Origin of the sequence: Pseudomonas sp. ES4, from assembly GCF_050586665.1 — a bacterium.
Lineage (GTDB): Bacteria > Pseudomonadota > Gammaproteobacteria > Pseudomonadales > Pseudomonadaceae > Aquipseudomonas > Aquipseudomonas frederiksbergensis.
In genome coordinates this window covers 1-11,922 of sequence record NZ_JBOBDO010000048.1, presented here as the reverse complement: position 1 = coordinate 11,922, position 11,922 = coordinate 1, and the positions used below count along the sequence as shown (strand labels likewise).

General features: G+C 56.0%; 12 protein-coding genes, 4 tRNA genes and 1 riboswitch. Of the genes, 11 read left to right on the top strand and 5 right to left on the bottom strand.

Annotation, left to right across the window (positions count from 1 at the left end):
- Positions 1–21: 21 nt before the first annotated feature.
- Complete coding sequence (locus ACQ4OB_RS27730; RefSeq protein ID WP_007943897.1) at positions 22–531, bottom strand: 6,7-dimethyl-8-ribityllumazine synthase; 510 nt, start codon at positions 529–531, stop codon at positions 22–24.
- 114 nt (positions 532–645) lie between these two features.
- A riboswitch (FMN riboswitch) is annotated at positions 646–816 on the bottom strand.
- A gap of 196 nt (positions 817–1,012) precedes the next feature.
- Between ACQ4OB_RS27730 and ltaE the strand changes: the two genes are divergently transcribed.
- The 7 genes from ltaE to ACQ4OB_RS27695 all read left to right on the top strand — a co-directional run bounded on the left by ltaE (position 1,013) and on the right by ACQ4OB_RS27695 (position 6,981).
- Positions 1,013–2,017, top strand: coding sequence for a low-specificity L-threonine aldolase (gene ltaE, locus ACQ4OB_RS27725; protein WP_430956859.1), 1,005 nt, complete (start codon positions 1,013–1,015; stop codon positions 2,015–2,017).
- Between the two features lie 146 nt (positions 2,018–2,163).
- The gene (alaS, locus tag ACQ4OB_RS27720) at positions 2,164–4,788 is read left to right on the top strand and encodes an alanine--tRNA ligase (RefSeq protein ID WP_074879207.1); all 2,625 of its coding nucleotides are present in this window, start codon (positions 2,164–2,166) and stop codon (positions 4,786–4,788) included.
- 91 nt (positions 4,789–4,879) lie between these two features.
- Positions 4,880–6,121, top strand: a complete 1,242-nt coding sequence (locus tag ACQ4OB_RS27715; RefSeq protein WP_074879205.1) for an aspartate kinase — start codon at positions 4,880–4,882, stop codon at positions 6,119–6,121.
- Positions 6,122–6,307: 186 nt separating this feature from the next.
- On the top strand, positions 6,308–6,496 hold the full coding sequence (gene csrA / locus ACQ4OB_RS27710) for a carbon storage regulator CsrA (RefSeq protein ID WP_002554426.1): 189 nt from the start codon (positions 6,308–6,310) through the stop codon (positions 6,494–6,496).
- Between the two features lie 62 nt (positions 6,497–6,558).
- Positions 6,559–6,649 (top strand) — tRNA-Ser (locus tag ACQ4OB_RS27705).
- A gap of 107 nt (positions 6,650–6,756) precedes the next feature.
- Positions 6,757–6,833: transfer RNA gene (locus ACQ4OB_RS27700), tRNA-Arg, on the top strand.
- A gap of 71 nt (positions 6,834–6,904) precedes the next feature.
- Positions 6,905–6,981, top strand: a tRNA-Arg gene (locus ACQ4OB_RS27695).
- Between the two features lie 19 nt (positions 6,982–7,000).
- Here ACQ4OB_RS27695 and ACQ4OB_RS27690 read toward each other — a convergent pair.
- Positions 7,001–7,519 carry a cell envelope protein SmpA gene (locus tag ACQ4OB_RS27690; protein ID WP_074879203.1) on the bottom strand — a complete coding sequence of 173 codons (519 nt, stop codon included), beginning with the start codon at positions 7,517–7,519 and terminating at the stop codon, positions 7,001–7,003.
- A gap of 321 nt (positions 7,520–7,840) precedes the next feature.
- Here ACQ4OB_RS27690 and mgtE point away from each other — a divergent pair, with 321 nt between their 5' ends.
- Positions 7,841–9,283 (top strand): magnesium transporter, encoded by a 1,443-nt coding sequence (gene mgtE, locus ACQ4OB_RS27685; RefSeq protein WP_010457218.1) that lies wholly within the window; start codon positions 7,841–7,843, stop codon positions 9,281–9,283.
- 106 nt (positions 9,284–9,389) lie between these two features.
- Here the strand turns inward: mgtE and ACQ4OB_RS27680 are convergent, their stop codons facing one another.
- A complete protein-coding gene (locus tag ACQ4OB_RS27680) occupies positions 9,390–9,716 on the bottom strand; it encodes an Arc family DNA-binding protein (protein WP_003178899.1) in 327 nt (108 codons plus the stop codon).
- Between the two features lie 110 nt (positions 9,717–9,826).
- Here ACQ4OB_RS27680 and ACQ4OB_RS27675 point away from each other — a divergent pair, with 110 nt between their 5' ends.
- Positions 9,827–9,982, top strand: coding sequence for a hypothetical protein (locus ACQ4OB_RS27675; protein WP_162842865.1), 156 nt, complete (start codon positions 9,827–9,829; stop codon positions 9,980–9,982).
- Positions 9,983–10,102: 120 nt separating this feature from the next.
- Entirely contained in the window at positions 10,103–10,675 is a 573-nt protein-coding gene (gene phnN / locus ACQ4OB_RS27670) for a phosphonate metabolism protein/1,5-bisphosphokinase (PRPP-forming) PhnN (protein ID WP_074879201.1), read from the top strand.
- Here the strand turns inward: phnN and ACQ4OB_RS27665 are convergent.
- Both ACQ4OB_RS27665 and ACQ4OB_RS27660 read right to left on the bottom strand, forming a co-directional pair.
- On the bottom strand, positions 10,650–10,829 hold the full coding sequence (locus ACQ4OB_RS27665; RefSeq protein ID WP_074879199.1) for a PA3371 family protein: 180 nt from the start codon (positions 10,827–10,829) through the stop codon (positions 10,650–10,652). The genes phnN and ACQ4OB_RS27665 overlap by 26 nt on opposite strands.
- Positions 10,830–10,851: 22 nt before the next feature.
- Positions 10,852–11,085, bottom strand: a complete 234-nt coding sequence (locus ACQ4OB_RS27660) for a hypothetical protein (protein ID WP_074879198.1) — start codon at positions 11,083–11,085, stop codon at positions 10,852–10,854.
- 286 nt (positions 11,086–11,371) lie between these two features.
- Here ACQ4OB_RS27660 and ACQ4OB_RS27655 point away from each other — a divergent pair.
- Positions 11,372–11,448 (top strand) — tRNA-Arg (locus ACQ4OB_RS27655).
- The last annotated feature ends 474 nt before the right edge of the window (positions 11,449–11,922 follow it).

Here is an 11,922-nt window from a genome sequence, read left to right as displayed (position 1 = left end):
CTCCCACAGGTTTATCGGTGTTTACACTGCTACCGCACGCGGCTCGCTACGACGCAACGCGCGCATCTTGTGCAGCGTATCCGCGCATGTCTTGGCCGCTTCCTGGCCTTTGTGCACGAAATGCTCGAAGAAAAACTTCTGATGTTCTTCGCCGGCATGGAAGTGGTGCGGGGTCAAAACTACGGAGAACACCGGCACTTCGGTTTCCAGCTGAACTTGCATCAAGCCGCTGATCACCGACTGGGCGACGAATTCGTGGCGATAGATGCCGCCGTCAACGACCAGACCCGCGGCGACGATGCCGGCATAACGACCGGATTTTGCCAGCAGCTTGGCGTGCAGCGGAATTTCAAAGGCGCCGCCGACTTCGAAGAAATCGATCTCCGATTCCTGATAACCCTGAGCAATCATTTCGGCCACAAAGCCCTTACGGCTCTGATCGACGATTTCTTTGTGCCAGCAGGCCTGGATGAACGCAACGCGCTCGCCCTGATGGTTTTTGCTTTTGCTATCGATTGCGGTGGGTTGCATGTTCTGACTCCTGTTTATGTAAAAAACAGGGCATATGAATCGAATGGGATTTAATGGCACGCAGGCACAACTGCCTGCGGACGGCGCTTTGGTATAGAGCCTAGGCGGCGCCAATCCCGTTCTCTCTTCATCCGGACTATGACCGTCGGCCCCGGGATCACACCGGGTCTGCTGACCTTGCCGCCATCACAGCCATTGCCATGCCTGTCGCCAAGCGCTCGCGGGCTATGCGCATTGCGCGCAATTACCGCCGGTGGGGAGTTGCACCCCGCCCTGAGAACGTTTTGCCGCCAGATTGTTTGGCGGCAAAGCGTTTTTAACACATATTTCTCACCTGTGCATTGCTGCTATCTGATGATTGCTATCGACTTTTCCGTCGGTTCAGGAAGCCTATTCCTACCCAAGGGTTGATTATTCGTCGGCATGACCACAGTAACTCCTACTTGAAAGGGATTTTCCCCTGCTTACCGAGGCCAGATTCATGAGTGTTATCGATCTTCGCAGCGACACCGTCACCCAACCGTCCGCCGGGATGCTCGACGCGATGGCCAGCGCGGCCACCGGTGACGACGTTTACGGTGAAGATCCGACGGTCAATCGACTGGAAGCCGAGCTTGCGAGCCAGTTGGGTTTTGCTGCGGCGCTGTTCGTTCCGACCGGCACCATGAGCAATCTGCTGGGCTTGATGGCCCACTGCGAACGCGGTGACGAGTACATCGTCGGTCAGCAGGCACACACCTATAAATACGAAGGTGGCGGCGCGGCCGTACTCGGTTCGATTCAGCCGCAACCGCTGGAAGTGCAGGCCGACGGCTCGCTGGACCTGGCCCAGGTAGCGGCCGCGATCAAACCGGACGACTTCCACTTCGCCCGCACCCGTTTGCTGGCGCTGGAAAACACCATGCAGGGCAAGGTTTTGCCGTTGGAGTATCTGGCGCGGGCTCGAAGCTTTACTCGCGAGCATGGGTTGCAACTGCACCTGGACGGCGCGCGGCTGTACAACGCGGCGGTCAAATTGGGTGTCGATGCCCGGGAAATTACCCAGCACTTCGATTCGGTCTCGGTCTGCCTGTCCAAAGGCCTGGGCGCGCCGGTCGGTTCGGTGCTGTGCGGCTCGGTCGAATTGATCGCCAAGGCGCGACGCCTGCGCAAGATGGTCGGCGGCGGCATGCGTCAGGCCGGGATACTGGCGGCGGCAGGTTTGTACGCGCTGGATAACAATGTTCAGCGTCTGGCTGATGACCACGCCAATGCGCAGTTGCTGGCTGAAGGCTTACGAGCGGCGGGTTACGAGGTCGAGCCGGTGCAGACCAACATGGTTTACGTGCAGATGGGCAACAAGGCCGAGGCCATCAAGGCGTTTGCCGCCGAACGCGGGATCAGGCTGAGCGCTGCCGGACGTTTGCGCATGGTCACGCACATGGACGTCAGTAGCGCTCAAATCGAGCAGGTCGTCGCGACATTCGTCGAGTTTTCGCGCAACTGATAGCGTTAGCGGTCCAATTGACCATTTCTATCGTATAAACACGCTGTACCCCGCGCGCAGGGCCGATATAATGCGGCCCTTTGCCGTCGCTTCGTCTGTTGACGTTTCGCACAGGCCTTTGGCCGCAGCCTCCGTGGAAGAACCTAATGAAAAGCGCAGAAATCCGTGAAGCCTTCCTTCGCTTCTTCGAAGAGCAAGGCCACACCCGTGTAGCCTCCAGCTCTTTGATTCCGGGCAACGACCCAACCCTGCTGTTCACTAACGCGGGGATGAACCAGTTCAAGGACTGCTTCCTGGGCCAGGAAAAGCGCGCGTACACCCGCGCGGTCAGCAGCCAGAAATGCGTGCGCGCCGGCGGCAAGCACAACGACCTGGAAAACGTCGGTTATACCGCCCGTCACCACACCTTCTTCGAAATGCTGGGTAACTTCAGCTTCGGTGATTACTTCAAGCGCGACGCGATCACCTACGCCTGGAACTTCCTGACCTCCGAAAAATGGCTGAACCTGCCCAAAGAAAAGCTCTGGGTCACCGTCTATGCCAGCGATGACGAGGCCTACGACATCTGGACCAAGGAAATCGGCGTTCCGGCCGAGCGCATGGTTCGTATCGGCGACAACAAAGGCGCGCCTTACGCGTCCGACAACTTCTGGACCATGGGCGATACCGGCCCATGCGGTCCTTGCACCGAGATTTTCTACGATCACGGCGCCGACATCTGGGGTGGCCCACCGGGCTCGCCGGAAGAAGACGGCGACCGTTACATCGAAATCTGGAACAACGTGTTCATGCAGTTCAACCGCACCGCCGATGGCGTGTTGCACCCGTTACCAGCGCCGTCGGTGGACACCGGCATGGGCCTGGAGCGGATCAGTGCCGTGCTGCAGCACGTTCACTCGAACTATGAAATCGACCTGTTCCAGAGCTTGCTGATCGCATCGGCCAAGGCCATCGGTTGCACCAACGACAATCAGGCGTCCCTGAAAGTCGTCGCCGACCACATTCGCTCGTGCGGTTTCCTGATTGCCGATGGTGTGCTGCCGTCCAACGAAGGCCGCGGCTACGTGCTGCGCCGGATCATTCGTCGCGCCTGCCGTCACGGCAACAAACTGGGCGCCAAGGGCAGCTTCTTCTATCAGATCGTTGCGGCCCTGGTCGCCGAGATGGGCGAAGCGTTCCCAGAGCTGAAATCCCAACAGGCGCATATCGAGCGCGTCCTGAAAGCCGAAGAAGAGCAATTCGCCAAGACCCTGGAGCAGGGCCTGAAAATCCTCGAGCAGGATCTGGCTGATCTCAAAGGTGACGTGGTACCGGGCGACGTAGTGTTCAAACTCTACGACACCTACGGTTTCCCGATGGACCTGACCGGCGACATCGCTCGCGAACGCAACCTGACCATCGACGAAGAAGGCTTCGAGCGCGAAATGGAAGCCCAGCGCGTCCGTGCCCGTTCCGCCAGCTCCTTTGGCATGGATTACAACAGCCTGGTCAAGGTTGATGTGGCCACTGAGTTCACCGGTTACACCGCTCACAGCGGTTCCGCGAAAATCGTTGCTCTCTATAAAGACGGGCAATCGGTTGACGTGCTGAGCGAAGGCGAAGAGGGTGTGGTCGTTCTCAATCAGACCCCGTTCTATGCCGAATCTGGTGGTCAGATTGGTGATTGCGGCTTCCTTCAGGCTGGCGCTGCGCGTTTCGACGTGCGCGACACCACCAAGACTGGCGGTGCGTTCCTGCACCACGGTGTGCTGGATTCGGGCAGCCTGATCGTTGGCGCTCCGGTGGAAACTCATGTCGATGCCGACGTGCGTCACGCAACTTCGCTGAACCACTCCGCCACTCACTTGCTGCACGCAGCATTGCGTCAGGTGCTGGGCGATCACGTTCAGCAGAAAGGCTCGTTGGTCGACAGTCAGCGCCTGCGCTTTGACTTCAGCCACTTCGAAGCCATCAAGCCTGAGCAGTTGAAGGCGCTGGAAGACATCGTCAACGCCGAGATTCGCAAGAACTCCGAAGTTGAAACCGAAGAAACCGATATCGAAACCGCCAAGCAGAAGGGCGCCATGGCGCTGTTCGGCGAAAAATACGGCGACAGCGTGCGCGTACTGAGCATGGGCGGTGATTTCTCCGTCGAGCTGTGTGGCGGTATCCACGCCAACCGGACTGGCGACATCGGCCTGTTGAAGATTATCAGCGAAGGCGGTGTGGCCTCCGGCGTACGTCGTATCGAAGCGGTCACTGGCGCCGCGGCGCTGGCATACTTGAACGCGGCTGAAGAACAACTCAAGGAAGCGGCCAACCTGGTCAAGGGTAGCCGCGACAACCTGATCGACAAGCTGTCGGCTGTGCTGGAGCGCAACCGTCTGCTGGAGAAGCAACTCGAGCAGTTGCAGGCCAAGGCTGCCAGCGCGGCGGGCGACGATCTGTCGGCCTCTGCCCTGGATGTCAAAGGCGTGAAAGTGCTGGCCGTGCGTCTGGACGGTCAGGACGGCAAGGCGCTGCTGGCGCTGGTCGATCAACTGAAAAACAAACTCGGCCGCGCAGTGATCCTGCTCGGCAGTGTCCATGAGGAAAAGGTCGTTCTGGTTGCAGGCGTAACCAAAGACCTGACTGGCCAACTCAAAGCCGGTGATTTGATGAAGCAAGCCGCTGCGGCAGTGGGCGGGAAGGGCGGTGGTCGTCCAGACATGGCGCAAGGTGGTGGTACTGACGCTGGCGCACTGGATGCGGCATTGGCCCTGACTGTTCCATTTGTAGAGCAGGGTTTATAAGGCAGTATGTCCGGCCCGCAGTCTAGTGGCGGGCCGAAACGCTGTTTGAGTGATTATTTGGGCGCCCTTCATGGGCAGAGGCGGCTTTGAAATGGCTTTGATCGTACAGAAATTTGGAGGCACCTCGGTCGGCACTGTCGAGAGAATCGAGCAGGTCGCCGACAAGGTTAAGAAATTCCGCGAAGCCGGCGATGACCTGGTGATTGTGCTGTCTGCAATGAGCGGCGAAACCAACCGTCTGATCGATCTGGCCAAGCAAATCAGTGGCGATGGCCAGCCGGTTCCTCGTGAGCTGGATGTGATCGTCTCCACCGGTGAGCAGGTGACGATTGCACTGTTGGCCATGGCGCTGATCAAGCGCGGCGTGCCAGCGGTGTCCTACACCGGTAACCAGGTGCGGATTCTGACGGACAGTGCGCACAATAAAGCGCGTATCTTGCAGATTGATGACCAGAAGATTCGTGGCGACCTGAAGGCTGGTCGTGTGGTCGTTGTCGCCGGTTTCCAGGGCGTCGACGAGCACGGCAACATCACCACTCTTGGTCGTGGCGGTTCCGACACCACCGGCGTGGCGCTGGCAGCAGCCCTGAAGGCTGATGAATGCCAGATCTACACCGATGTCGACGGCGTCTACACCACCGACCCGCGTGTGGTGTCCGTGGCTCAGCGCCTGGACAAGATTACCTTCGAAGAGATGCTGGAAATGGCCAGCCTCGGTTCCAAGGTGTTGCAGATCCGCGCGGTGGAATTCGCCGGCAAGTACAACGTTCCGCTGCGCGTACTGCACAGCTTCAAGGAGGGTCCGGGCACCCTCATTACTATTGATGAAGAGGAAACCATGGAACAGCCGATCATTTCCGGCATCGCTTTCAACCGCGATGAAGCCAAGCTGACCATCCGTGGCGTGCCAGACACCCCGGGCGTTGCATTCAAGATTCTCGGCCCGATCAGCGCCGCGAACATCGAAGTCGACATGATCGTGCAGAACGTTGCGCACGATAACACCACCGATTTCACCTTCACCGTGCATCGCAATGACTTCCAGGCGGCCCAAACCGTGCTGGAAAACACTGCTCGCGAGATCGGTGCCCGTGAAGTCGTCGGCGACATCAAGATTGCCAAGGTGTCGATCGTCGGTGTTGGCATGCGCTCCCACGCAGGCGTGGCCAGCCGCATGTTTGAATCCCTGGCCAAGGAAAGCATCAACATCCAGATGATCTCTACTTCGGAGATCAAAGTCTCCGTAGTGATCGAAGAGAAGTACCTGGAACTGGCTGTGCGCGCGCTGCACACGGCTTTCGAACTGGACGCACCGGCCCGACAGGGCGAGTGATGCGTTAACCGAAGGGCGCGGTCTGACCGCGCCCTTTGTTTTTTTGAATGGCGCGACCCGAGGCTGTTCTTTTGCTCGCGCTGGTCAATACTCAGGCATGTAGGGCTGCGATCGCTCCGGTTGTAGGTCGAGTGCCTTTTTTTTGCAGACTGTTGTCCCTGAAATGAAATGCGTGAGGAGAAAGGTATGCTGATTCTGACTCGTCGGTGCGCAGAAAGCCTGATTATTGGTGATGGCGAAATCACCGTGACCGTGCTCGGCGTCAAAGGAAATCAAGTGCGTATCGGTGTCAACGCCCCGAAAGAGGTTGCGGTCCACCGTGAGGAAATTTACCTGCGTATAAAGAAAGAGAAGGACGAAGAACCAAGCCATTAATTTTTATCGTTTTTTATGTTTGCAAACGGGGAAGAAGCTGGTTAATATACGCCCCGTGTTGCGGAGAGCTGGCCGAGTGGCCGAAGGCGCTCCCCTGCTAAGGGAGTACACCTCAAAAGGGTGTCGGGGGTTCGAATCCCCCGTTCTCCGCCATTATTTGCGTAGTACGTTGTAATCTGGCTTCTTCGGTAAGTGTTTGAAATTACTAGAAAAAGTGTTTGACATAGAGATTAGACGGCCTATAATGCGCGGCAACAAATGCACTCGTAGCTCAGCTGGATAGAGTACTCGGCTACGAACCGAGCGGTCACAGGTTCGAATCCTGTCGAGTGCACCATTTAAGAGTCATCTGCAGTAATGTGAATGACTTGGCTTCAACCAGTTGTGATCTGGTATAAAAACACAAATGCACTCGTAGCTCAGCTGGATAGAGTACTCGGCTACGAACCGAGCGGTCACAGGTTCGAATCCTGTCGAGTGCACCAAACACCAAAAAGCCCGCGTTTAACGCGGGCTTTTTGCCGTCTGGGATTTGGCTTTTCCTTTGGTGCATCCTCTCTCATCGAACTCGATGTGGGCGCTACGACCTCGCTGGGTGTCGTAACGGTAGCTCGTGGCTGAATTGCGAATACTGATCTTGTCTGGCTTGCCGAGGGCGCTCTCGACATCCTGCTGGCTCATGCCGGCGACAATCCGCTGATTGATGATCGCTTCGCGGCGTTCCTTGGCACTGATAAGGTTTCCACATTTGTCCTCGATCTTGCCGACGACGGTCGGATCTCTCCTTTTGATTTTCATACCTGATGTTTCGCGACTTCCGGCTTCCGGCATGAGAGCGGTTGTGCTGCCCGGTGTGAAGGGGCGCACGTCCTGAAGCGAAAGGCTGTCTCCGGACGTACAGCTCAGCGTGGTGAAGGTGATGCGCCCATCAGCAGCCTCGCAGCGGTGAACGGTCGTCGCAAGCGCCCAAGGTGAAGGGCAGAGCAGGGTGATCAATAAGAAGTAATGTGCATTCGATGGCATTAAACGTCCTCCATGACGGTCCAATCCCCAGAGTAGTCGTTACATTTTTCAGCTGTGGTGTGTTTTCTTTTCGGGATGAGTCGTCGCAGTTTCATGGATCAGGGCGGTGCTCAGGATTGTCTTGCAAGCGCTTGTTTCAGCCGCGATTTTTTAACGTTTAAAACCGTCGGGCGGTGTATCATTGCGCCCGTCAGCCCCGCCGGGGCTTGTGGAATACCTCCATGGACTTACCCAGTAGTTACTCAGTAACCCGTTTTTCCAATCATGAATTGACTGATTGATCCTTCCGGCGTGCCCCGCTGCTGGGAGTGGAGTTCGCCTATGTCTGAAGTTGAAGTAAAGAAAACGCAGGAAAGCTTGCAGGACCGCCTCGCTCAAGTTGTTGAGCTGCTGCAGCGTCAGCGGGTAGTCGAAGACCTGACTCACCGCCAGGAAGGTCCGCATCACGACCGGGTCGAGAACCTGGTTCACCGGCAAAACCTCGTCGAGTTGCAGCGCAAGCTCGATGATCTGCACTCCGCCGACGTCGCCTACATCCTTGAAGCCTTGCCGCTGGACGATCGTCTGACGCTCTGGCAATTGGTCAAGGCCGATCGCGACGGCGACATTCTGCTTGAAGTATCCGATTCGGTTCGTGAAACGCTGATCGCCGACATGGACGATCACGAGCTCCTGGCTGCGGCCAAGGACATGGACGCCGACGAACTTGCTGACCTGGCCTCCGAGCTGCCGCGAGACGTCGTCCACGAACTGATGGAAACCCTCGATGGTCAGCAGCGTGAGCGCGTCCGCTCTGCGTTGTCTTACGACGAGGAGCAGGTCGGTGCATTGATGGACTTCGAGATGGTGACGATCCGTGAGGATGTCAGCCTCGAAGTAGTTTTGCGTTACCTGCGGCGCCTCAAGGAGTTGCCTGGTCACACCGACAAACTGTTTGTGGTCGATTACGACGGCGTGCTCAAGGGCGTATTGCCGATCAAGCGCTTGCTGGTCAACGACCCGGAAAAGCAGGTCTCTGAAGTCATGGCCAGTGACCCGGTGAGTTTTCACCCGGACGAAGACGCCTATGACGCTGCTCAGGCGTTCGAGCGTTACGACTTGATCTCGGCGCCTGTAGTCGACAAGAACGGCAAGCTGATCGGCCGTCTGACCATCGATGAAATGGTCGACCTGATTCGTGAAGAGAGCGAAAACGAAGTTCTCAACATGGCGGGTCTGCGCGAAGAGGAAGATATTTTTGCGTCAGTCTGGAAATCCCTGCGTAACCGTTGGGCCTGGCTGGCAGTTAACCTGATCACCGCATTCATCGCATCCCGGGTGATCGGCCTTTTCGAAGGCTCCATCGAGAAGTTGGTGGCGTTGGCGGCACTGATGCCGATCGTGGCGGGTATCGGTGGCAACTCGGGTAACCAGACGATCACCATGATCGTTCGGGCGATGGCGCTGGATCAGGTCAGCACCGGTAATACTTCGCGTCTGATGCGCAAGGAATTGGCGGTAGGTCTGATCAATGGCCTGGTCTGGGGTGGTGTGATCGGTGTCGTCGCCTATCTGCTGTATGGCAGTTGGTCACTGGGGGTGGTGATGACAGCTGCCATGACGCTTAACCTGTTGCTTGCGGCGTTGATGGGAGTTTTGATTCCCATGACCCTGGCGCGGCTTGGGCGCGATCCTGCGATGGGTGCCAGTGTGATGATCACTGCCATGACGGACAGTGGCGGGTTCTTCATCTTTCTCGGGTTGGCGACGATCTTCCTGCTCTGATTTATCGAACATAAAAAACCTGCCAATCAATCGGCGGGTTTTTTTACGCTCGAATTTCAGGCAAAAAAAAGCCAGCGATTAAGCTGGCTTGAACTTTCGGGTGAGATCAGGAAGCGTCTGCGGCCATTTCGGCATCATGCGCAATCAGCGAAACAAGGGCGTTCTGCTGACGGTGGGAGAGTTGACGGAAGCGTTGCAGCAGTTCGCGTTCGTGCAGTGACAGCTCCGGGCTGTCCAGGCGCATGCTCAATTCTTCGCCCAGCGCGCCTTCCTGAATAAGGCTCTGTTCGAGGCGCGCGATGATTTCGGAGTTCATGCTGCGATGATGATTGCGAGCCACCTCGGCAATGCGTTCACGCATTCCGTCTGGCAGACGTACGACGAACTTGTCAGCCGTACGGCTGGAATAAATTGCCTGTTTCAATGGGCGCATATATTTAACCGGTTAGTTCAGGGGAGCGGTTCTCGGGATTGGCCGCAGGATGTCTCTTAGGACAAGCGCTCTGGCCAAATGTTCAACCTGAATTGATAGAGGCTCGCATCATGCCTCAAAGTAGCCAGTTCGTTGGCGTCAATTCTGTGACAAATATTGAACTGGATAAAGGCTTTATGCCAGCACCAATCATCAGAAATGCGGACTGGTTTGAAATGATTGCCGTGGTCCGTATTACTGACCGCCTCCTCTTGCCCGACAGGTGATGTTCTGAGATGCCTGAAGGTGCATGCTGTGCAGATTCGATCAGTGTTCCTTACTTGTACAGGATAGTGGCAATTGGCCGATTTACTAGGGGAAGACATGCAGTGGGAGGTGATTTCAAGATGGATGGCAGGCTGATTTACTTGATGGGACCGTCTGGGTCCGGCAAGGACAGCCTTATCGAAGCCGCTCGAAAGCCGTTGCAGATGCTCAGTTGTGAAGTGGTCCGTCGGGTCATCACGCGGTCGGCCGAATCAGTTGGCGAGGATGCAATTGGCGTTTCCCGGGAAGAGTTCGAGAAACGCCGGGTCGAGGGCGAATTCGCATTGTGCTGGAGCGCCAATGGCCTGGAGTACGGTGTTCCGATTGAAATAGATCAATGGCTCAATGGTGGTCGGAATGTCTTGGTCAACGGTTCGCGCGGCCATTTGATTGAGGCGCTGCATCGGTATCCAACGCTATTGCCGATTCTTTTGACGGTCAAGGATGAAGTCTTGCGAGAGCGTCTGCTGCGCCGTGGTCGCGAAAGTTTTGCTGAAATTGAAGCGAGGCTGCATCGCAATGGGTTATTTGCGGCAGAGGATTCAATCGGTTACACGCAGATCCATCGACTCGACAATTCAGGTAAGTTGTCCACTACAGTTGTTAATCTGCTGGACCTGTTGAGGGTCAACGCAGTACCGGATCGAACTTGATTTTGCGCCCGGCAATCAGCGCCAGTACAAACAGGGCGCCGAACACGCCGCAGGCGATCAGAGGCAGGGTGACGACTGTATCCTGGACCACTGACAGATGAAGAATGCCGCTCAGTAAGGCGAGGATGAAAAAACCTGCGGCTGATTTGGACATGCGATGCTCCCGATGGGGTGATTCAAAATACCAAACGTTCTGAAGATTTAGCCGGTAGCAGAATGTCTTCCTGGCGCACGTCTTGGCTAATAAAGCTGCGCTGATCGCTCATTGCCGCCAATTGAGGTGTTCTTTGCACCTGAAGGTAATGAGGTATGCGTTGAGCAACCGGCTCGCCACCGCTTTCGGGGGCAAAATGAAAGCCCAGCAGAATCGCCAGAGCGATTGCGTTCGAGAGTAAAAGGGTGCTGTTCATGAGGCGGGCCTCCATTGTTCTTCTAGGAACGGTTAAAGCAGCCCGCATGCCAACAGTCTAATGGTAATTAAATTCTTTAAAAACAAGGATTTAAAGAATTTCTCCAGGGCCGATGCATTGCATTTTGCAATGATGGCCTTTAGCAGTGATGCAATTTGCACGGTAAATAAAGCCACGTTCTTGGAAGGCGCCTGCCTACACTTAAAAAGCCCAATGGACGACATGACAAAAGCAGGCTTGCCCGTTAACATGCACGCCGTCCATCACGCCGTGCTGGTCGATCTGTGTCTCAGTAGCTCAATTGGATAGAGCATCCCCCTCCTAAGGGGAAGGTTGGCAGTTCGAACCTGCCCTGGGACACCAATAATTGAAAGTCTCCAGGCATTCATGATCCCTTCCGCTAGACCCTGATTGGGGCAGGAAAAGGGCGCACGGATTGCTTGAACATAAAAAGCCCCGCGCAGATTAATATCTGGCGGGGCTTTTTCATGATCGTTCAGTCATATCAAGTAGGGGTATGAATGCGCAGATGAGTTCGCTCTGACCAATTGCGGTTGTCGGGGAGCGGTGCTGTTCTATTTAGATGCTCTTGAATGGTTGTTCTGGATCTGGATAGGGAGGATGCCTGAACGCTGGCGCCATGCCTTGGATGTTGTCATGACGACGCCTCGAGCTATTTGATAAAAAATTTGGGTGGGGGTTGACCGAGTAATTTAATCCTGTATTATTCGCCTCCCGCTAACGAGCAGCTTGATGTTGCTTTTAGTCGTAAGTAATTGATTTGATTGAAAAATCATGAGCTTTTAAGGTTGCTACTTGAGGATGTGTGCTGTACAG

Excerpts from the sequence above, each read along its gene's own strand:
- ACQ4OB_RS27730 (WP_007943897.1), bottom strand. The coding sequence starts at position 531 with ATGCAACCCACCGCAATCGATAGCAAAAGCAAAAACCATCAGGGCGAG.
- ltaE (WP_430956859.1), top strand. The coding sequence starts at position 1,013 with ATGAGTGTTATCGATCTTCGCAGCGACACCGTCACCCAACCGTCCGCC.
- alaS (WP_074879207.1), top strand. The coding sequence starts at position 2,164 with ATGAAAAGCGCAGAAATCCGTGAAGCCTTCCTTCGCTTCTTCGAAGAG.
- ACQ4OB_RS27715 (WP_074879205.1), top strand. The coding sequence starts at position 4,880 with ATGGCTTTGATCGTACAGAAATTTGGAGGCACCTCGGTCGGCACTGTC.
- csrA (WP_002554426.1), top strand. The coding sequence starts at position 6,308 with ATGCTGATTCTGACTCGTCGGTGCGCAGAAAGCCTGATTATTGGTGAT.
- ACQ4OB_RS27690 (WP_074879203.1), bottom strand. The coding sequence starts at position 7,519 with ATGCCATCGAATGCACATTACTTCTTATTGATCACCCTGCTCTGCCCT.
- mgtE (WP_010457218.1), top strand. The coding sequence starts at position 7,841 with ATGTCTGAAGTTGAAGTAAAGAAAACGCAGGAAAGCTTGCAGGACCGC.
- ACQ4OB_RS27680 (WP_003178899.1), bottom strand. The coding sequence starts at position 9,716 with ATGCGCCCATTGAAACAGGCAATTTATTCCAGCCGTACGGCTGACAAG.
- ACQ4OB_RS27675 (WP_162842865.1), top strand. The coding sequence starts at position 9,827 with ATGCCTCAAAGTAGCCAGTTCGTTGGCGTCAATTCTGTGACAAATATT.
- phnN (WP_074879201.1), top strand. The coding sequence starts at position 10,103 with ATGGATGGCAGGCTGATTTACTTGATGGGACCGTCTGGGTCCGGCAAG.
- ACQ4OB_RS27665 (WP_074879199.1), bottom strand. The coding sequence starts at position 10,829 with ATGTCCAAATCAGCCGCAGGTTTTTTCATCCTCGCCTTACTGAGCGGC.
- ACQ4OB_RS27660 (WP_074879198.1), bottom strand. The coding sequence starts at position 11,085 with ATGAACAGCACCCTTTTACTCTCGAACGCAATCGCTCTGGCGATTCTG.